General features: G+C 45.4%; 22 protein-coding genes, 1 tRNA gene and 2 pseudogenes. 6 read left to right on the top strand and 19 right to left on the bottom strand.

Features of this window, described 5'->3' with window-relative positions:
- Positions 1-58: 58 nt before the first annotated feature.
- Positions 59-502, bottom strand: coding sequence for an Lrp/AsnC family transcriptional regulator (locus FH974_RS18830; protein WP_047884514.1), 444 nt, complete (start codon positions 500-502; stop codon positions 59-61).
- A gap of 114 nt (positions 503-616) precedes the next feature.
- On the opposite strand from FH974_RS18830, the gene FH974_RS18825 reads away from it, so the two are divergent.
- A complete protein-coding gene (locus FH974_RS18825) occupies positions 617-1204 on the top strand; it encodes a LysE family translocator (protein ID WP_047884515.1) in 588 nt (195 codons plus the stop codon).
- A gap of 809 nt (positions 1205-2013) precedes the next feature.
- Positions 2014-2104, top strand: a tRNA-Ser gene (locus FH974_RS18820).
- Between the two features lie 101 nt (positions 2105-2205).
- On the opposite strand, the gene FH974_RS18815 is transcribed toward FH974_RS18820, so the two are convergent.
- Complete coding sequence (locus FH974_RS18815; protein WP_207104228.1) at positions 2206-3222, bottom strand: manganese-dependent inorganic pyrophosphatase; 1017 nt, start codon at positions 3220-3222, stop codon at positions 2206-2208.
- A gap of 648 nt (positions 3223-3870) precedes the next feature.
- Here FH974_RS18815 and FH974_RS18810 point away from each other — a divergent pair.
- Positions 3871-5184 carry a phospholipase D family protein gene (locus FH974_RS18810; RefSeq protein ID WP_242551959.1) on the top strand — a complete coding sequence of 438 codons (1314 nt, stop codon included), beginning with the start codon at positions 3871-3873 and terminating at the stop codon, positions 5182-5184.
- Between the two features lie 213 nt (positions 5185-5397).
- Here the strand turns inward: FH974_RS18810 and FH974_RS18805 are convergent, their stop codons facing one another.
- From FH974_RS18805 to FH974_RS18790, 4 genes are all read right to left on the bottom strand, one after another.
- Positions 5398-6294 (bottom strand): 6-pyruvoyl trahydropterin synthase family protein, encoded by an 897-nt coding sequence (locus FH974_RS18805; RefSeq protein ID WP_207104072.1) that lies wholly within the window; start codon positions 6292-6294, stop codon positions 5398-5400.
- Positions 6295-6365: 71 nt separating this feature from the next.
- The gene (locus FH974_RS18800) at positions 6366-7040 is read right to left on the bottom strand and encodes a porin family protein (protein WP_146149681.1); all 675 of its coding nucleotides are present in this window, start codon (positions 7038-7040) and stop codon (positions 6366-6368) included.
- 133 nt (positions 7041-7173) lie between these two features.
- Entirely contained in the window at positions 7174-7569 is a 396-nt protein-coding gene (locus FH974_RS18795; protein WP_047884517.1) for a SpoIIAA family protein, read from the bottom strand.
- Positions 7570-7953: 384 nt separating this feature from the next.
- A complete protein-coding gene (locus FH974_RS18790; protein WP_047884518.1) occupies positions 7954-8406 on the bottom strand; it encodes a methyltransferase family protein in 453 nt (150 codons plus the stop codon).
- A 216-nt stretch (positions 8407-8622) separates the two neighbouring features.
- On the opposite strand from FH974_RS18790, the gene FH974_RS18785 reads away from it, so the two are divergent.
- A complete protein-coding gene (locus FH974_RS18785; protein ID WP_047884519.1) occupies positions 8623-9141 on the top strand; it encodes a M48 metallopeptidase family protein in 519 nt (172 codons plus the stop codon).
- Positions 9142-9375: 234 nt separating this feature from the next.
- Here the strand turns inward: FH974_RS18785 and FH974_RS18780 are convergent.
- The 6 genes and pseudogenes from FH974_RS18780 to FH974_RS18755 form a co-directional block, all read right to left on the bottom strand.
- Positions 9376-9765: pseudogene (locus tag FH974_RS18780) on the bottom strand (methyl-accepting chemotaxis protein); the annotation flags it as partial.
- A gap of 92 nt (positions 9766-9857) precedes the next feature.
- Positions 9858-10523 (bottom strand): PAS domain-containing protein, encoded by a 666-nt coding sequence (locus FH974_RS18775; protein WP_207104071.1) that lies wholly within the window; start codon positions 10521-10523, stop codon positions 9858-9860.
- Positions 10524-10908: 385 nt separating this feature from the next.
- A complete protein-coding gene (locus FH974_RS18770; RefSeq protein WP_047884521.1) occupies positions 10909-11385 on the bottom strand; it encodes a nucleoside deaminase in 477 nt (158 codons plus the stop codon).
- A 128-nt stretch (positions 11386-11513) separates the two neighbouring features.
- The gene (locus FH974_RS18765; protein WP_047884522.1) at positions 11514-12035 is read right to left on the bottom strand and encodes a GNAT family N-acetyltransferase; all 522 of its coding nucleotides are present in this window, start codon (positions 12033-12035) and stop codon (positions 11514-11516) included.
- Between the two features lie 63 nt (positions 12036-12098).
- Positions 12099-12542, bottom strand: coding sequence for a GNAT family N-acetyltransferase (locus FH974_RS18760; protein ID WP_047884523.1), 444 nt, complete (start codon positions 12540-12542; stop codon positions 12099-12101).
- A gap of 27 nt (positions 12543-12569) precedes the next feature.
- Positions 12570-13082 (bottom strand): DUF2938 domain-containing protein, encoded by a 513-nt coding sequence (locus tag FH974_RS18755; RefSeq protein WP_047884524.1) that lies wholly within the window; start codon positions 13080-13082, stop codon positions 12570-12572.
- A 173-nt stretch (positions 13083-13255) separates the two neighbouring features.
- Here FH974_RS18755 and FH974_RS18750 point away from each other — a divergent pair, with 173 nt between their 5' ends.
- Positions 13256-13669: a helix-turn-helix domain-containing protein gene (locus tag FH974_RS18750; protein WP_047884525.1), complete on the top strand. Its 414-nt coding sequence runs from the start codon at positions 13256-13258 to the stop codon at positions 13667-13669.
- 110 nt (positions 13670-13779) lie between these two features.
- Here the strand turns inward: FH974_RS18750 and FH974_RS26535 are convergent.
- Positions 13780-13875, bottom strand: a pseudogene (locus tag FH974_RS26535) (DUF3820 family protein); the annotation flags it as partial.
- A gap of 123 nt (positions 13876-13998) precedes the next feature.
- On the opposite strand from FH974_RS26535, the gene FH974_RS18740 reads away from it, so the two are divergent.
- Positions 13999-14412: a VF530 family protein gene (locus tag FH974_RS18740; protein WP_047884526.1), complete on the top strand. Its 414-nt coding sequence runs from the start codon at positions 13999-14001 to the stop codon at positions 14410-14412.
- Between the two features lie 148 nt (positions 14413-14560).
- Here the strand turns inward: FH974_RS18740 and FH974_RS18735 are convergent, their stop codons facing one another.
- From FH974_RS18735 to FH974_RS18710, 6 genes are all read right to left on the bottom strand, one after another.
- Positions 14561-15811: a DEAD/DEAH box helicase gene (locus FH974_RS18735; protein ID WP_047884527.1), complete on the bottom strand. Its 1251-nt coding sequence runs from the start codon at positions 15809-15811 to the stop codon at positions 14561-14563.
- Positions 15812-16096: 285 nt separating this feature from the next.
- Complete coding sequence (locus FH974_RS18730) at positions 16097-16312, bottom strand: DUF3820 family protein (protein WP_047884528.1); 216 nt, start codon at positions 16310-16312, stop codon at positions 16097-16099.
- A 203-nt stretch (positions 16313-16515) separates the two neighbouring features.
- Entirely contained in the window at positions 16516-17055 is a 540-nt protein-coding gene (cyaB, locus tag FH974_RS18725) for a class IV adenylate cyclase (protein WP_047884529.1), read from the bottom strand.
- A gap of 44 nt (positions 17056-17099) precedes the next feature.
- Entirely contained in the window at positions 17100-17738 is a 639-nt protein-coding gene (locus FH974_RS18720) for a fumarylacetoacetate hydrolase family protein (RefSeq protein ID WP_047884530.1), read from the bottom strand.
- 357 nt (positions 17739-18095) lie between these two features.
- Positions 18096-18683: a YceI family protein gene (locus tag FH974_RS18715; protein ID WP_047884531.1), complete on the bottom strand. Its 588-nt coding sequence runs from the start codon at positions 18681-18683 to the stop codon at positions 18096-18098.
- A gap of 46 nt (positions 18684-18729) precedes the next feature.
- The gene (locus FH974_RS18710) at positions 18730-20697 is read right to left on the bottom strand and encodes an alkaline phosphatase D family protein (RefSeq protein WP_047884532.1); all 1968 of its coding nucleotides are present in this window, start codon (positions 20695-20697) and stop codon (positions 18730-18732) included.
- Positions 20698-20749 lie beyond the last annotated feature (52 nt).

Genomic DNA, 20749 nt, shown 5'->3' with positions numbered 1-20749 from the left:
GGCCGCCCTGCATAGCATACTGGGCATTAAAGATAAAAAGGCACCATTGGGTGCCTTTTTATCCTCGCTCATCTTTCGGCGTATCCATCACCACCATGGTCGTAATGGTGTTAACCTGTGGTATTTCACCGAGCTTTTCGGAATGAAAGCGCTTATAAGACGCCAGATCCGCAGTTTCAACCCGTATCAGGTACTCACTACTGCCTGTTATATTATGACATTCCACAACTTGCTCTGAATCCATAACCTGCAGTTCAAAATCACGCTGAGACTTGCGGCTGTGATCTGACAACCCAATTGACACATAGGCCACAAACCCTACTCCCAGCTTGTTTCTGTCGAGTACAGCTCGGTATCCGCTGATGACTCCTTTTTTTTCCAGTTCCTGTACCCGTCTTAATGTTGCCGATGGTGATAAACCCACCCGCTGGGCGAGGTCAACATTCGAGAGTCGACCATTGGCTTTTAGCTCATGCAATATTCTTTCGTCAAATCTATCCATAGCACAACTTCATTGTGAATTATTTCAGTTTCAAGCACATTCAGACAGATAATTTAATGAGATTTAAATTAATATTCAAGCATAGAAAAACACTTGAACGGGAAGATAATAACCATGGAATATCAACAGCTTGCAGCACTTGTCACTTTTGCCTTTGTTTCCTGCGCAACACCGGGACCGAATAACATCATGCTCATGACCTCTGGTGCCAACATCGGCTTCATGCGCACGATTCCACACATGTTAGGCATTATTTTCGGTTTTAGTTTCATGGTCATTCTAGTGGGGATCGGGCTGGTTGGCTTTTTTGAAGCCTACCCCGTGTTACAAGATATACTGAAAATCGCTTGCTCCGTTTATCTGGTATATCTTGCCTACGCCATTGCGAAAAGTAAGCCAAGCACCTCGCAAGCATCAGATTACCAACCTATGACATTTTTGTCAGCAGCCGGTTTTCAATGGCTCAACCCCAAAGGATGGTCAATGGCATTATCTACAGTGAGTGTTTTCAATCTGTCACAAAACTGGCAAGGCATTGCAATCATTGCTGCAGCCTATGCCTTCGTTAACGTGCCCGCGGTCAGTATGTGGACCTATGCCGGACAGAAAATGCAATCAGTCCTTAATGAAGAAAACAAACTACGCTGGTTTAACTACGGAATGGCGGCCCTGCTACTGGGCTCTCTGGTACAGGTGATTTGACCCGTACCAACGGTGCACTGAATGACAGAATTGCTTAAATCAAAAAGCCTCCGACATGGAGGCTTTCGTTACTTTGTTGACGTTACTATTTTTTCTTTGCATCTATACACTGCTTTAGATGTAATACTGAAAAGCCATCTGTTAAAAAGCTGTATTTTTGAAGATTTATATTAAAAGCTATCTAAACATTATATGTAGAAGCTTATCTTCAGCAAAGACAAGTCAGAATGAAATAGTCACTTCTTGGATTTTGCTTCATCCAAAATTTCACGGATACGTTTGTTAGAGACGCGTTTAGCCATAATATTTACTCCTTGTTAATATTTACTTACCTCGGACTAAATCTATGCCCACAACGAATTATGGGTACTTCTCTGGAACAACTACAGGAAGGCTAACTTCCAGAACCACAGTGTTGTTGGGCTCCTGAACCAATATACGCAACTTCACAGTGATGTGAAGAGTACAGAGTAAAAGAAACACGATTATCACTACTCTGTGAAATTAACAACCTCCAAAGAAAGACCTTTCATCCGAATATTTTCCTGCAACCATCAACGAATACCTGATTAAATTCATCTTTAATGCCACTAGTCATCACAATATTCACATTCAATAATTGTGATGTATGTCAATATTTAACACCTACATAACAAAATTTATTTTGTAAGCAAAGTATTTTAATGACACCTGAACGGTATTTTGCAGACTAAAAAGCACCAAACCTGATTGCTTTTTGAGTGAATGGTTGCGTTTTCTACATTATTGCTTTACAGCACATGCTAGTCTGGGTAATATTCGCGACCTACGGAGAGATGGCTGAGTGGTTGAAAGCACCGGTCTTGAAAACCGGCATACGTTAATAGCGTATCTAGGGTTCAAATCCCTATCTCTCCGCCACATTCAAAGCCCCAGCAGTTATGCTGGGGCTTTTTCGTAATACGCATTCAAACCAGAAGAGCAATATGAGTCACTTGTTATTCAACGAGTACAAGTGTGGGTTATTGTGCCTCAATGGATTTCTGAATGGCAGGACCGATTTGACGCTTGCGGGACGTCACGCCATCCATAACCAGAATGTCTCCTTTGATAGCAGTACCGAAAGCGTCCGCCAACACTTTTTTATCCTGACTGTCTACCCAAAGAATATTGGCACGCTTGTTTTTCGTATCTGTGATTGAAAAGAACAGATAATCGAGCCCCTGTTCTTTTTTGAAAGATGTCATTGCTGTAAGAAATTCTGATTTTCTGTCAATTAACTGCTGAGCGGTCAGCGTTTCTGCAACGCCAATGCCCACCTTCTTCCCGCCGAATTCGAAATTTTTGTAGTCCATCGTCAAAATACTTTCAGCAGAGAAATGACTGAGATCCGACTTCGCCACCAGCATTTGTTGGCCAAATTCCTGAATATCCTTAATACCTGCAATTTTTGCCAGTTTGTCGGCATAACGTTTGTCATAGTCCGTTGTGGTTGACGACTGAAAAACTACGGTATCAGAAAGAATAGCCCCAAGTCCCACACATGCTATTGCTTTCGGGATATCGACTTTTAACCTTTCTGCACTTTCAGTCAGGATCGTCGCGGTCGACCCCCACGCCCGAATATCCATACTCACAATTTGCGGTAAACGAATCGGGGAGCTTCCCAATGCATGATGGTCAATAATCGCTGTGATTGATTCCGGCTGAATAGAGGCAGCTAATTGCGTTGACTGATTAAAGTCCAGCAAACCTATTTGGTATGAAGAAAAATCCGTTTTTACCTGTGGAGCATCAATTCCACAATAATTCAGTACAAACTGACTTTCCGGGTTAGGATTTTCAGTGATCGCAGGAATGCCGCCATAGAGGTGTGCCGCCATAATTGCTGACGCAACACTGTCGGTATCAGGACTAAGATGTCCTACCCACACCAGGTTATCTGTATTGTTATTAGACAGGGTATGTAAATCCAATGCGCCTTCTGCAACGCAATTAAACGAAGCCAAAAGGGTCAAACCAAGTAGTGAGGGTTTCATTTTTGTCCTTACAATAAATCGAGTTAATTTGCAGTACAGTTTGCTGCCTGCAGAACGCAATTTAGTGTCGCCTGAAAATGAATTCACCTTATATTTGTAAGCGATTTTGTTTTTTTCGACAAACAACACAGTTAAGATATTTTCCTTAAAAATCATGACGTTTAATGATTTACAAATGTGTCAATGTTCACCTTTTTGCGATTCAGGTTGCAGCGTCAATGCAGCTGTTATAACGAAGGTGTAAGTGCATACGCAATGTTCGCTTTAAAACACCACTTTCCCTTTTTCCGTATCCCAATAACAGCTAAAGCTCAAAGCAAGCAATTGAAAACAAACCCTCTGCTGCATACACTGTTGGTATTCAGAGCAAAATGACACTTGTCTATGCCATTGATCCCTGCTTTTCTTCGGTCGAAAACAACCCGGGACTTTTCCTTGGTACCCTGCCGCAGACTACAATTAAACTTATTTTTAGCGACATCTTTGTTTATGTTTGGATGTAGCCATGCCCCAAGTAACGATAAGCATCCGAGCCAGGCGATGTCTGCTGACACCAACAGCAGACTTGCAAAGGTTGCTCAACCTTATGTGGACAGCCATCCTGAGTTAACCGGTTTTTACCCTCTAGCTGATGGACAGGAAGCCTTTTTGGCAAGACTGGCACTCATCCACAGCGCCGATAATAGTATCGACCTTCAGTACTACATATACCGCGACGATGCCACCAGCTCTCTCCTCACTTATGCCTTATATAAAGCGGCAGAGCGTGGCGTGCGGGTGCGGGTGTTACTCGATGACATGCAGTCTCGCGATGACGCTGTTATGGCCTCGCTATCCAGCCACCCGAATATTGAAGTACGGCTCTTTAATCCATTTCGTCAGCGTGTCAGTCGTGCTCTGGGGTTTATTGGTGACTTTGACCGTTTAAATCGTCGTATGCACAACAAAGCGCTTATTGTCGACGGGACTTTCGGTATCGCGGGCGGACGCAACATCGGGGATGAATATTTTTCGGCTAATGGGGAGGTCGATTTCGGGGATTTTGATCTCCTGATGCTCGGAAATATTATTCCTCAACTCTCCCTTGAATTTGATACTTACTGGAACAGTAAGCCAGCTTCACCAATCGAAGATTTGGTGGATAACTATGCGCCGGTTTCTCAGGCACAACTGGATAAATGGGAAGCCATGCTGCAACAGGCAATTGAAACTCAGTCGCCGTATGTCGCTCAACTGTCGGAATTACCTCTTGCAAAGAAAATTCAAGACAAATCCCTGTCCTTTTACTGGGGTGAAGCTGAACTACATTACGATCCACCAGAGAAAATCTATCAGAGCGCAAACAGTGACTTACTGCTCCATGAACTGGATGCCATTTTGTCGCAAACGCAATCTGAACTGTTTTTGGTATCCCCTTACTTTGTGCCAACGCGAAAGGGAACCAATGCATTAACCCGAGCGGCTAATAAAGGCATTACGCTCACCATCATTACCAATTCACTGGCATCTAACGATGTCTTTGCCGTACACGGCTGGTACGCAAAATACAGAAAATCGCTCTTGGAAGCCAACATCCGACTGTACGAAGTCAAAGCTGACCGCCTGCATAAGCGAGAACGATCATGGTTGGGGAGTTCCCGAAACAGTCTGCATGCCAAAACATTCATCATTGATAAACAGGATGTATTTGTCGGATCGTTTAACTTTGACCCGCGCTCTGCCTACCTCAACACCGAAATGGGTGTACTGGTGCAATCTCCTGCCTTTGCTGATGACGTGTACCAGGGTATAGAGCAACATATGCCGCAGTTTACCTATCGCCTTGAACTGAATGAAAGTGGCGAGATCGTCTGGTTTGATGATGCGACCGGCAAGCAATACTCAACCGAGCCTGATGCCAGCATGTGGCTACGGATCGCGGCATGGTTCTCCGGTATTCTGCCTATTGAGAATCTACTCTGATGCTCGCCCGTTAAGCCTGAACCACCGTTGAAAAGCAGCAAACTGTCATACTAAAAACAGCCGAGTTTAAGAGTTGCCAAAAAACGTAAGGCAAGAAAAAGCCCCTGTCTTGAAACAGGGGCTTTAGAAAACTATCGTTGAGCTGTGTGCGTTTGTAGTCGGAGCCCAAAGACAAGTAAGCTTCTGAACATCCACCTTGGGCGACAACCCGAATTACGCGCTTTTACGTCCGGGCATTGAAGCCATCGCACCTTTGCCTACACCTTCATATGCCACAACGTCCAGTACACTACTTTCATTGACTTGCAGACTAACCTGCTCGGCAATGTATTGTGCCAGTAACTCAACCGTTGTATCAGTCGGAATCATTTCCGTTTCACAACGAGCAATGGCCAGTTGGAACTCACCCTGAGGTGCGGTGTAGCGAAAAGCAAAATGACTTTCTTCTTTCGCGGCTTTTGCTTCCGGACTCAGATCAAGTTCATTCAACGAACAGTAATCTTCCTGAGTACCCAGATAAATGTCATGCCAACGCTCAGCCCACTGCTGTTCCAATGATGCATCACGCTCACCATCAACCAACAACTCAATCGGAGAACGATGACCATGGGCAATACGCTGACAGTTACCATCGTGCTTTTTCAAACCATGGCTGTAATGATAGAACGCCCCGGGAATCGCTTCATGTCGCAGTGTCAGTTCGAGACCCTGTACATTTTCCGGTAATTGACCTTTGAGCACATCATAAATGTGCTGAGTAACCAACTCAATCGTGACTTCATTGGCATCAATAAAGCAGTACGCCTCATCAGGACAGTTCAGGTAAATACTCTTTTCGCCGCGTAACAGGTCAACCGTTGAATAGCCCAATTGGCTTTCAGCAATGCGAATCGCCGCACTTTGACGAGGCACAATCAGTCGATGGTCAACAAATTCATCAACAAGCTGCTTGATACGTTTTTTCACGCGGCTGAAATCAAGCACCATGCTCATTTCATTCAGTTCGCCCGACATGACCACATCAAGAATCCAGCTCTCTCCTACCATTCCGCGCTGCTCACACAGGTACGAGGCATCGATAACGGTTAGATCTCTTACAAATAGCTTCAAAGTGAAGTCCTTATTGGTTCTGGTTGCGGCAAGGCATTATACGCAGCTATTTTTCTGAGTAAACCAGCGGCTTAAAATCGGTAACTTGCGCCCAGATACGCCGAAGAAACCCCAGTGAGTTGCGTTTCGACGTTAACAGGTTGACCCTGGCTGTCTTCTGCTGACCAGTTGGTGCGATCTGACGGTAACACACTATGTCGCAGACCCAGTTCAACAGCAACACTATCAGAAATTCTCCAGTCTACCCCTGCCTGAAAACCAAAAACGAATCCATCGTTTTCATATTTATCATTAAAGCGAGAATCCGATTTTGCAAACGCATAACCAAAATGAAGTCCCACAAACGGCTGGATACTTGAATCAGGCCGGAATATACGATCAGCACTCAGCATGTGTAGATGGGCGTTAATGTCGTACGCATCATCCCCTTCAAACTCTGTCGTCGAGGTGTGGTATTCATAACTGTAATACATGCGAGTGTTCCACTTTTGGCTGTACACTCCAAAGTCCAGACCACCAAAGCCTGCATAACTACTGTCATCAGAAGTAAAAAGCCCGCCATTCACAAGGGTCGCTTTATCATCATTACCCATTTGACTGGCACCAGCACGCAAACCAACAAAATACCGCAGATCTGAAGCAGGCTGAATGTCTGTCAATCCCTGACTCGCATTTTCACACCATACCGTCGCCGGAAACAGCGAAAAGATGAATCCGGCAAGGGTTATTCTTTTTCTCATGTCCACCACACCTTCAACGCAAGGCAAACGGGTTTTTGCCTTATTATTTTTTTGAGTGGTTATATTAAATCAATCTAATATTCAATACTATACACTCGGTTCCAAGACATTCAGTTCAAGGATACAAGGCTATAGTGAATCAGCTTGCAGATTTATCTGCTTCCCGAAGCCAGTTAATGGCTTCAATAGAATCTTCGAAATAGCGCACTTCACCACTGATAAACCAGCTTCCGACTTTGGACATAATCGATTGCCACCGTTCATTACCATAGAACGCTATTTTGTTAAATTTTCTCCCATGGCGCAGCCCGAGTTTAAGGTCGTCCCACGCAGCATGCAGATCCCAGCCTTCAAATTCTGTCCCATCGAAGAAAACATTAACGACAGGATCCGTTGTGCCTTCCAGGGCTGTTTCCAATAATGGGGTGATTTTTTCATAATCTTCATGAGTCAGCGTGCCGATTGCTTTCATTTCCATGAAAATTTGGTTCTCATTTTGTTCAATTTCAACATGCACACCATGTAAATAGCTCATTGTAATTCCCTCTTTTTTGCCTTTATCAAACAAGTGTAGACCGACGACGCCTATCGTCAGTGCCTTTATGAACGCAAACTGCCCCTGTACATTTCGAATAAGCACAACCATATTGCAGGGCGTGGATGCAAGTGCAAGTGCAAGTGCAAGTGCAAGTGCAAAAAATCAAAACAAGTGGAAAATCATGTCAGAAAAGATTCATTTGGCGGGAAAATAAAGCATTCAATGCAGGGAAATATCATGTCAGCGTGGTTTCATCATGCAATGAAACCACGCCTAAATATATGAATTCATTTTAATGAATGACCATTGCCTCAATAGCAATGAGTTGGGATGGTGCCAGTTCAGAGCAACTATTCAAAACCACGTCAACACAAAAAAACTTTAACACCAGCGTCTTACACGATGACAGTATTTCTCATACCGCTCACCAAACATGGCTTTCAGGACTGTTTCTTCCTGCGCAATCTGGAAATGGTTCATGTACATAACAAACACGCCGATCATCAGCACCGCTGATAGGGCCGAAAAGTAAATGAAAGCCGCCATGAGAAGACACAGTAAAGCGAGGTACATTGGGTTGCGAGAGATCCGGTAAATACCCGTTGTGACAAGGGCTGACGTTTTTGCGGGTTTATGTGGGTTAACCGTTGTTTTCGCTCTGGCAAAAGACATGACTGCAGCCAGTCCAATAAGCGTCCCCGCCAAACAGAACATTAGCATCAGCATACGCTGCCCGGCAAAGTGAAATTCGTACAAAGGCATTAATTGTGCCAGCAAATACATGCCAAAAACCGACAGCAGTAAAACTAAAGGGGGTGGCAGCCGTAAATACATAGTGCGCTCCTTATTGGTACAAAGCTCTGACTAATCAGCATTTTCGATTGCTTCTGCTTATAAGTATGGGCGAGAACTCTCAGTTCTGACAACGTCCATCGTTCTGAATTTATTGCACTAACAATTAAATGGCTACTGGCCACCGTACTTAATCCATTGCAGTCGCACTGCGCTCTGGCTAGAATCACCGCTTTGATCTGCTTCTGGTATTCTCTCATGCACGAACTGAAATATTTACAGGGTTATCCTTCACATCTAACTGACCAGATCAGCACCCTTATTCGAAATGATAAGCTAAAGGCTTACTTGTTGAATAAATACCCTGAAGCACATCAGGTTCAATCTGAGAAATCGCTGTATGATTTTGTTATGGCACTCAAAAATCAGTACCTTCGAAAATCTGCCCCCATCAGTAAAGTGGCCTACGACAGCAAAATTCATGTTGTTAATCATGCTTTAGGATTACACAGCTTTGTCTCTCGCGTGCATGGCAATAAAGTAAAAGCGAAAAATGAAATTCGGGTTTCGACCTTGTTTAAACAAGCCCCTGAGCCAATGCTTCGTATGATCGTGGTACATGAGCTGGCTCACATTCGTGAGAAAGAACACAACAAGGCGTTTTATCAGCTTTGTTGCCATATGGAACCGCACTACCACCAACTTGAGTTTGATACCCGTTTGTTGCTGACCCAGATGGATCAGGACGGATCGATATACTCAACCGCCGACTCTTAAATGTGACATTTTGGCCGTTTGATTTATAGCCGCGGCATTTATCCACTACGATTTTTGGCGCAGCTTTTGACGCAGCAGCAAGCCCAAACTGCATAGCAATACGGACACGCCCAACCTCGTCAAAGCAGTTGGGCGTGTCTGACTAAGTAGCAGTCGTTAACAGACTATCAAGATAATTGAACGCGAGTCAGATAAAAACCTGCGGAAGATCAGGACTCAAACAACCATGCTTTGCTATCCTGTCGCCGACAATCGTTGAATCGCTGCCACAACGTCATTGATACTTTTTTCAATATCCTGAATCGCCTCATTCGCCGCCTTAACCCTTTCCATACTGCTTCGGGCACTGGCAATGATTGTCGACATAGAATCCACGGCTTGAGAGGTCACTTGGCTGTTTTGCTTAACAACATCTTCAATTCTGACGGTGGATTCATTGGTACGAGCCGCCAACTGTCTCACTTCATCGGCAACCACTGCGAAGCCTCTTCCCTGATCTCCAGCTCTAGCCGCCTCAATTGCCGCATTAAGCGCTAATAAATTGGTTTGATTAGCAATCGCCGAAATAGTGTCTACCATACTGGTGATAATCTGGGACTGAGCCTCCAGTTGCGAAATCACGTCTGAAGTTGCATTCAGGCCAGCAACCATTTCGGACATTTTCGCAATTGCCTGATGCCCCGACTCACAACCTTCGGCCGACAGCTGGCAGGTTTTTACGGATAACTCGTAAGCCAGTTGATTATTTTTGCCCAAAATTGCTGATACTCCCTAGACTGAGCATATTCCGGTGAAACGAACATACGGTGATGATGTCCCTGTATTTCTTCCAGGCGGTATCCAACGGCCCCGAGAAAATTTTCGTTGGCAAACAGAATATTGCCGGACAGGTCGAACTCAATGATAGCCATCGATCGAGAAACCGCTTTCACCTGGCTTTCTAAATGGTGATGGGCCATAACCCGCTCGGTGACATCGGTCGCCACCTTGATGATTTTACACACCCGTCCTTCCTGATCATGCACCGGGCAATAACTGGCTTCTAGCCAGACTTCCCGACCACTTTTTGTTACCCGTTGGAATAATCCATTAATCGGGACACCCGACGCCAATTGGTGCCAGAACTCTCTGTATTCCTGGCTATTCCGGGTATGCTCAGTACAAAACATACGGTGGTGTTTACCTTCTATCTCATCAATCGAGTATTCCATCACGCTCTGAAAAAGTGGATTAGCCAAAAGGATCTGACCGGATGGGGTAAATTCAATAGAGGCAAATGAGTCTGTAATTGCAGTCAATAACTGATGAGATTCATGGTAAAGATGGGTAACGGATAAAAGTGTTTCCTGAGAAACCGTATTGCGTTTCAATAGACCAAACATCGGACATTCCCTGTCATCTATACATCTAAATAACAATATAGATGAACAAATGATTCCTTATGGGAATTTTATATAAAAGGAACGTGTTGAGATTTAATGACTCTTGGGATTTAAAATGCGTCTACTACAATATGGCTATGCTTTAAATCCAGTTATAAACATGATTTATCCTTATTGACACCTTTATTTTTAAACTGATTATCTAAAACCACATTTTTTGACCGAGAACTGGCTTACTTGCCGGCACGTTTAACTACCCAAAAATGCTTTAACCAGTTTTCATTTTTGTGACCTGTCACGAACTATCACATTAATCATAGAAATCGTTTCACAAAAAAAGCGCCATCATTTTGGCGCCTCATGCACTCTCTTTCTTTCAAATAAATTAAACCTGGTAAAAACGACGATGCAGTTCCTGGATATCATCCGCTAATTCCAGTACTGGGCCTTCCACTTGAGCACCTGGTACTACATCCTGAATGGGTAATGCTTTTACAGGCGCTGAGGGGACATTCCACTCCTGCAGCCATGTCGATAACTGTGCCGATGAACTGACATAGACAATACGTCCCAGCCCTACCCAGCCATGTGCTGCCGCACACATCGGGCAGTGTTCACCGGAGGTATATACTGTCGCTTTTTCTCGCGCTTCAGGCGACATGTTTGCTGCTGCCCAGCGAGCAATAGCAAACTCAGGATGCTGGGTACGATCGCCCCCGGCCACACGGTTACGATCTTCAAATAAAATGGTGCCATCTTCTGCCACCAGCAAAGAGCCAAACGGTTCATCTCCGGCGTCCAAGGCTTCCTTAGCTAAGGATATACAGCGTTGCAGATACAGCAGATCATTTCCCGTTATCATGTCTCTCTCCAGAGTTTAGGTAAGATGGTATAGGTATCAAAATGAAAGCCAACAACAGAATGAATGATGGCTGCTAGTGGAAATTGATAACTGGAATGACTATCCCAATCACGCCATTTACAAACCATTTAACGCTTCATACCATTAATTTGCTTATAAAATAGCACCGTCGCGTCGAGTTGTCCGTCAGAGCTTCGCGCAAAGGCCGGTATCTGACCTGCTTCGGTATACCCAAGCTGACGATATAGTGTGGAAGCGATATCACCGAGTCGGGTGTCCAGCACCAATAGTAGCAGTTCAAGCGATACAGCCACCTCTTCCAGTGACGCCATTAGCTTTTTGCTAATCCCTTTTCCTCGCGCTGAAGTATGCACCATCAACTTTTCTACTTCACCACGATGCGAACCATTCGCTTTGGAACACAACCCCAGCTGAACTGCGCCCACTACCATACCATTTTCTATTGCCACCCAGAGTTTTCTTGTACCATTCGCTAATCCGCCCTGAACATCCTGCCAGTAGCTGTTTGCTTCAGCATGTGCTATTGGCGCAATAAAACCCACAGATGCACCGCTGCCGACGCAGTCCTGTAATAACTCCCGTAGTTGATTTTCGTAACCATCAACGGAAGAAAGAGCAATGATATTCATGAAAACAGTCCTTGTTGTAATTGAAAGCGTAACGCTATTAAGAGCGACCATTGAGCCTGGCCATCAACAATATATCGATACGAACACGGCCTGTTTTTTCGCACCTTCAAGCTCAAAACCAAAGGTGTTATACAGTCCTAAAGCAGCTTCATTATTGGCATGAACTTCCAGTTCAATACGCCTCACATTCAGCCAGTTATCACAATAATCGATAAGGTGTTGCATGAGTTGTCGCACTACACCTTGCCCCCTACTGCGTTTAGAGACCGCGATTCCAAAAGACACAACATGTCGGGTCCTCGGCTTATTTGATCCGATGATAGCCAGATGACCCAGTATTTCACCATCATCAGCACAACAGACAAAATTGTATTGATCATCTATAAACATGGCTTCAAAACAATTGCGAGAGCTGTAAGGTAAAAAACGATTATTCGCGACAACCTCCAAATCTGAATAAATAGCATACAACGCGTCAAAGTCTGCTGGCAGCCAGCTTAAGTCCATCAGCTTTATCCGGCTGCAGGAACAGTATTAGAAACTATCAGATACATATTGCATCAGCAATGCTGTCAGATACAGACCCAAGCCATATATAACATGGGTGATAACACTTCTGATTCTGGCTTTTAAGGGAGATGGCATCTTCGCAGCCGCTACCCCTAATCCAAATGCGGGCTGCATAATCAAAAAAGGAGCCGACACACTGATAACGCCAGCCATCACAGCCGGCCACAATGTAGGGGCCGATAACCATTTTTCGCCGACCACTGCAATCAAAATTGCGGCGAACAAAATGCCAATCAGATAATGGGCTCCCCATCCGAGTACGGTTTCACCTTTCACATCTGACGCGTCAGCAATCGAAGCATGCGCAAATTCACCATAGGTCATTCTCCCCAGCCACCGCCCGACCATTGCATAGTTCAGCGTCGGAACGCCCAGCACATGACGCTGAAACAACGCCCATGCATCCATCACCACTGTCGCGCCCACACCCAGAATCACAGCCTGAACAATGAATTCATTCACCCCAGATATAACCATTCCCTGCTCCTTTGATACAGTGTTACCGTTGTAAGATTGATTCTGCAGCCATACCTCTCACCCGATTCTCAGCGAAACTGTCACGATCTATTCAATTAGATCTAACCATTGGGATCATGTGCATATCCTGCTACAGTTGCATCGTACAACTTAAAGTCAGATTGAGGTCAAGTATGGAATGGCTCGATATTGGTGAAGTCACCAAGCAGACAGGATTAAAACCCTCAGCTTTGCGTTATTACGAATCCCGTGGATTAATCCGGGCAGTTGGCAGAAAAGGATTACGAAGACAATATCACCCCAAAGTGATTCAGCAGCTATCGCTTATTTCACTCGGAAGAATGGGAGGCCTGACACTGGAAGAGATCCGTGAAATGTTCACTGATGACGGCCATCTGGATATTGATCGCGCCGTACTACTGAATAAAGCCAATGCACTCGAACAAGCAATCCGCCAATTAACCAAAATTCAGTTAGGGTTACGGCATGTTGCTGAATGCCCTGAAGAAAACCATTTACAATGCCCGTCTTTTCAAAAAATGCTGAAAGATGTGACTCATGCGGAAGACCCATTGTTCCTGAAATAAATTCAGTACTTTCAGCCCCCTTTCAATCTATCAGTTGTTGAGTCAGTGTGACTCTACGTGCAAGTTTCTTCTGAACGATAACAAATAGCCAGTAAGAAGAAACATCATACTCAACGTTTCAGCGATTTGACGACACTGTCAAGCCCTTCAATCTTAAGTGCCAGTGCCATCAGTAAACCCAACTCACCTTCCGAGAACCCTTTCTTTCTGAGCCCAAAGAAAGCAAATTTCTTCTGGCGTTTCTACTCAAACCATCGCGGCCTAACTATAGATATCTCTGCACTGTATACTTTGCTAAACTCCGCCCTTTGATGAGTAAGGCCCCTGAAATGATGACTGACGAAGAGAGAATCGAACTGCAACAAAACAACCCACTGCACGGGTTAAAGCTAGAGACTATGTTGCAAGAGTTGGTGGATTTTTATGGCTGGGACATTCTAGATACAGCCATGCGCTTTAATTGCTTTAACACTAAACCCTCGATTGCAAGTAGCGTGAAGTATTTGAAGAAAACCGAATGGGCGAGAGAAAAATTAGAAAACTTTTACCTTTATCGCTTTAAGCGCATGCCACGCGCGAGCGAAGAAGAATACAACTTACCACCGAGAGCTCGAACTTTTCCTCATGGTCTTGAACCTAAAGAGCCGATGCCGCTAACCGTTGACTCTATTCTTAAGTCACAAGCTAAAGCAGCATCCTCATTTAAAAAACGCTCATCTCGTGACCGTCCGACACGTCGCTAGTACACTTCCTTAGAAAGCAATAGAGCCCTGCTGACGGATCCAGCAAGGCTCTATTGTTCTTTAAACGGGTCAACGGCAGCGAGTGGCCAACTGGTTAATCTACGCCCAAGAAACTCTCGTAATTCGACTAACTTGTAGGTTACGTCTTCTACTGATTACGCTTTTTCTTCTTTTTACCCGTTCCTGCCGGCTTTGCACGCGGCTTCATCGGTAAAAAGTAGGCTTCACTTTGGTCGTCTTCCACTTCAAAGCCTTCTACCTGCTCGCGTTCAAGCTGGAACTTGTTTTTCTTTTCTATCACTTTAAAGTGGTGGTAGTCATCGTAATCGATAAGAGATAACCCTAGACCCACTTCACCTGCACGACCACTACGCCCGATTCGATGCATATAGTCGGCAGGACTGCGCGGAAGATCGAAGTTAATCACCACTGGCAATTTTTCAATATCGAGACCGCGCGCTGCGATATCGGTAGCAATCAGTACTTGAATCTCACCAGACTTAAAACCCTCAAGAACGCGAGTACGAGCGCCTTGCCCTTTATCGCCATGAAAAACTTCGGCAGTGATGCCGCGTTTTGACAGTTTCTGAGCTAGGTGGTTACAGGCATTCTTAGCATTCACAAAAATTAAAGTCTGGCGCCATTGATGCTGTTTGATTAGATGTGCGAGTACCGCCGTCTTTTCACCTTTATTGACACTAAACACGCGCTGCACCAAAGTGCTGGCTTCTGCACTCTGTAACTGAACTTCAACAGGATCGTTAAGTAAGTGCTGAGCCAAAGTCGTGACTTTCTCAGGGAAAGTGGCAGAAAATAGCAGCGTCTGCTTATTCTCAGGCAGTAAAGCAAGAATCTTATTGAGTTCTTCGGTAAATCCTAGGCTCAACATACGGTCGGCTTCATCAAGCACGAGCGTTTTTACTTGGTCTAGCTTAATCGCGTTACTCGATACCAGATCAAGTAGTCGTCCCGGCGTTGCAACAATGATGTCACAGCCACCACGCAGCGCCTGCATTTGTGGGTTCACGGATACACCACCAAATACGGCAACCGTTTTGATCTTATCTCTAAGATGGTATGAGTAGGATTTAACGTTGTAAGCCACCTGCGATGCCAGCTCACGAGTAGGAACCAAAATCAGATGAGAAACGAAGTTGCCACGACGAGCATTTGATTCACCTTGCTGAAGAATTTTCTGCAAAATTGGCAGCGAGAAAGCGGCGGTTTTACCTGAGCCCGTATTGGCTCCGCCTACCATATCCCTGCCGTCAAGCACATGCGGGATGGCATGAGATTGAATAGGTGTTGGTTGGCTATATTCTAACACTTCTAGTCGCTCGACTAAGGCTGGAATCAGGCCAAGGTCGGCAAATGTCGCTTGCTGTGTTTTATCTGTCATTACGATGAGTGGCTCAGTACTGGGTAAAGGCCGAGTATCTTATGCTATTTAGCGCGAGGGTGTTAGCGATAATGAGCCAAACAGAAGATTGGCTAGAGAAGAACTATCGGGTCAGGTATTTCCTTTAGCTAGCATGAGTTAATGTTTTTTATAACCAGAACTCTACTATTCACTATGGAGGCGGTCGCGACTCACTTTAGGGCAAAAAGGAGTCAGCCAGACAGTCTTACTCTTTTGAAGAAAAACACATTGTATAGTGGGAAAAATTAAGGTTACCGATGTAGGTCACATCCGCTTCAAAGGTTTCACGACGCTGTCCAGCCCTTCAATTTTCAACGCTAAACACAGCTTTAATAGGTCACCCAGCTCGCCACTCGGCCAGCCTTTTTTATCGAACCAAAGCAGATACTCTTCAGGCAGATCGATGATGACACGCCCGCTGTACTTTCCAAACGGCATTTTTACATTAGCCAGTTTTACTATTTGCTCTTTATCAAACATGTGAGTCACTACTTTTGCATGTTGTTTTCAATCGGTCTGATCATATCAGAAAAGACATCTTTAAGCCTTAGTATGCGGAATGTCACTTAGTGTCTTAACACAGTGCTTCAGCCTCAACACAGAGCCTCAACTTAGTGCCGTAACATGGAGCCTTAACATAGGCAACATATAAGCTGAAAAATGTAGAATTAGCCTGATAGGGCTCAGGCTTGCATGTCTCGATAAGAACGGCATTCCCGATCACTATCCTGCAACCCGAATTGCGCAGCCATAGTCGTCAGCTGTTCACGGTAACCATCCAGTTTGGCTTCATCGTCAGTCATAATGGCAAACTCCGCAAAGTCGCCAATACCCGCAAGACTGTCGACTGTAATATGAAACTCCCCCAGAAAATAAATACTGCGTGTTTTGCTGGTCTGAAGCACAGGATCAAGCCCCATCGTCAGGAGCATACTGCAGGCTTTATCGGCATCGGTAATATTGACCGCTTCACAGCGATCCGGCTCAGGCCCCTTCACAATCCATAGCTGAATACCGGAAGGCGACATGCTGCGGATAGACACCAACTTTCCCTGTTTAGCATAAGTCCGGGAAGGTGTATCAAAAAAGGTATCCGATTCAACATTTTCTTCCAGCATCACTTCATGTGGCATCTGTTTCAGCTGTGCCAGAAAAGCAGACTTGGATGCCAGTCGGTATTTTAACTCAACTTCGTATTTCCCTTGAAAATGCTCACTACTCACGGGATACCTTCTTTAAATTGTCGTTACTTAATGATTTGGTCAGGTTACGCTGCCGCAGTCCATTCCACAGATGTCAGTATGTGGTCACCACATACCACTGCTGCACTGAACACTGCGCCAGCATTAATTTTCCCCACCCCTGCCGGAGTCCCCGTCATAACGATATCGCCATTTTCCAGCGTCATGAATTTCTGTATCTCAGCCAGAACGACGTCAGGTTTGTAAATCATGAGGTCTGTTGTACCACTTTGCGTGAGTTCACCATCAATATGAAGCGTCAGACCCAATGGCGTTTCCTGCAATGCATCACTGCTCACTGCGGGACTGATAGAAACAAACGGACTGAACAGAGCCGCGCCGTCAAATGCCTTGCAACGATCCCACGGCAGCCCCTTTTCCTTAAGCTTGTTCTGCACTTCACGCTTAGTCAGATCCAGCCCCACGGCAACAGCAGAAAAAACACCATCCTGATAAAGGTAAGCCAGTTCAGCTTCGTAATGTAACTCATCGCCATTGTGAGAAGCGGAAAGTTGATTTGTTATTGCAGAATTTGGTTTGGAAAACAGCACCATTTCATCGGGGATATCATTGCCAAGCTCATGGATGTGAGCGACATAGTTTCGGCCAACACAAATAATTTTACCGGGGGAGACAGGTGTATTTTCAACGACTACTGTTTTCATTGGGCATCCTTGTTTACTAATCACAGTGCTAAATAATCCAGGCTCTGGATGATTTAAATATTCGAAATATCAGTATCTTGGAAGATTCACCCATGCACAGGTAGCCTCAAGTCTGGAAAACGACAGCTATCACTTCGGCTAAAACTACAGCAATAAAGCCTCAGGCATGGATCACGCCAAGCATGTAAAAATTCGCGGCGGTGACAGTTCTTGTTATCAAGTGCTATGAGCCAAGACAACCGTCAGAATCAATCCACAGTTGTCTGTTCACATAACTCAAGCTGCTAAAATCAGCAACGCCAAAAGCAATAAGGCCGGCATCGTGCCGGCACTTAAGGTTGTTTCGCTATTCTACTGTTACTCAGAGAGAAATACTAAGTTTGCATTCACAGGAACTGAAAGCAAGATAGAATTCAGTTTGGCAATATCACGTAGTTTGTCCACACCGCCATCCAGCCCAAATGCCCCTGCTTTTACTTCCACAGGTTTAATCGTCGAAACCAGTAAACCTCCATTTTCCAAACCGGTAATTTGTACTGATGCGACCAGGCGTTCATTTTTGCCATGCAGATCTAACGCAAATTCAACATCGGTCACTTCTGTTTTACCCGGCGCCAATGCTTTCAGCTTGGCGACGTCGACTTTCGCCATAGCTGTTGTGAAAGGGAATTTTTCAGTGTCGAACAGCTCTTTTTTCATCCTCTCATCGCGGATCTGAATATTGGTATCAACACTGTTCAGGTCAATGGTCAGTTTTACTTCGCCATCGTCAGAAATGGAACCGCTCAGGTTACGGAATCCGTGTTGCTCAAACACCGCGTCATTTTTAACGGAAGAGAAGCCAACGCTGGATTTGCTGCCATCCAGATTCCAGCCTGCAAACGCAGGTACACTGCCCGCCAGCATCAAACCAGCCACGGCTAACCCGCATATTGCCTTTTTCATCCCTAAAGCCATCATTCACCTCGTTTTTTGGTTTGCAATCCTAGAACTATAGGCCAGCTTTACCTCGTCGGTTAATGGGGGGGAAAGAAACTCGCTTCCCTTCTGCGGTTAAGATCGCAATATCAATCGGTTTCCCCTTGTCATCCAGGCGAACTTCTCCGATGGCGCTGCGGTTGATAAGGCGATGATCGTTATCCAGATCCGGATCGCGTTTGTATATTTTCAATCGCTTACGTTTGGTGAACCAGTTTAGTGGCGACCGCGGGCTGTACAGAATCCGATCCAGAAAGTCGCAGATACGTAACAGTCGTTCAGGAAATTCATTCTTAATGCCGCTGGCGGTAATCTGATAGATGTTCGGGCTACTTTTTCGAAAACGCAGCTTCACGTCATAGGCAAACGAGTAATGAACATCTCCGGACAAAATCACAAAATTCGTCGGCGTTTTTGAATGCGTAAATATGCTGATCATGGTATTGGCCGACCCCGGATGCGCCATCCAGTTTTCCGCATCCACGATTAGCGGACGCCCCAGCCAGGTCATCAGACGCTGTAACGTCTCGATGAATTTCACCCCAAACATCGGTGCCGCCGATACCACAATCACCGCCGACTCATCGATCAACTCCTGATGAAATTCCAGCAGCGCTTCCCAGTCCATCAGCCCCGAGGGTTTATTCATTGTTGACTCAGAGCGCCAGCGTCGGGTGCGGGTATCCAGCACCACCATTTTCGGCGTCGTGGCAACGGTATAGTGCCAGCCTTCAAAGCGATAAAGATAATCAATGAAGCTATCCTGATTATCACTGTCAGGCTCATCAAAATAACGCATAGCGTGAGTCAGAAAAGTCTCATCAAACTTCTCAGGTGCGTTCCCCCATCCCTGACATAACCAGTAACTGACCAGGCCATTCCCGATAATACGGCGGGAAAATGGATCGCTGTATGCTGCCTGTTCCCAACCCACTGTCAGGTTCCAGTCATCAGTAATGTCGTGATCATCGAAAATCATATATGTCGGCAAATGCGCCAGCAGTCGTTGAACCTGCGGCAAGCCTTCAACAAACGCGGTAATTTCCGGGGTTTCTTTCATCCAGAGCTGCTGCCATTGGGACGGCAACGTTTCTCCACCCCAGTTGAACTGGGATTCTTGCAGGCGCAGCGGATTAACACATCGCCATAAAACCGGCGACCAAACTAACAGATACATCGCCATGAATTCACTCAGCGAGATCAGGTGGTTCCCTGATTCGCGCGAGCTGAAAACCGGCACCCGGCGTCGCAGCCAGCGGCCAAGCGCTGGCAACTTATCAATAATTTCTTCTCCGCCTTCGAAATAATGCGGCAGAATTTTGTCACGCAGATAAAAGTTATACGGATGCTGGTACAACTCGGAGGCACTCTGAATTCTGGCTTTCTCAAACGTCTCATCATAGAGCCCCAACCGTTCAATGACTTGCTGGATTGCATCCAGCATGGCGCCTGCCACGTGATCGGCATAAATCTGATCGCCACTGAGCATCAGCAGTGATGGACGTTCTTCAATAGCCTGGCTTTCCAGTTGGGTATCCGCTGCCACCAAGCTGTCTTTACTTGGATAATGAGGGTTTCGGCAAGAGCCATGCAGAATATAATCTGCCCGCGGTTTGATGATGAAAGAAACCCGTTGCTCTGTACCATAAAGCAAAGAAGGTTGTAATTTCGCCAGTGAACCAGATTGCGTCAGCAAATCATATTCCAGTGGCGTGTTCGCCGGGAATTCGCCGTGAAACGTTACCTGATATATCCAGGCATGTTGCCCAATTCGAACATGATGTCCGGATGCCAGATCCGCTTCAAAACAGGCTTCCTCTTCACTGGCACGGTGAAGTGTAAACGTGCCATCCAGTGGGGAAGAAACGGCCAGCCACAGCGTTATTTCCTGCGGTGTCACTTTACGTAACACCGGGCCCGCAAGAATCAGCGGCAGATCAGATACAATCGTTTGTAGTTGTTCTTGTGATGTTTCAGGCATAACCAGATGACTCTTTTATTCTTTTTTAATCACAGTACCAATAATGCGCGTG

Origin of the sequence: Photobacterium ganghwense (assembly GCF_017329545.1) — a bacterium.
Taxonomy (GTDB): domain Bacteria; phylum Pseudomonadota; class Gammaproteobacteria; order Enterobacterales; family Vibrionaceae; genus Photobacterium; species Photobacterium ganghwense.
The sequence above is the reverse complement of the archived record's forward strand: the minus strand, read 5'-3'. Positions and strand labels throughout refer to the sequence as shown.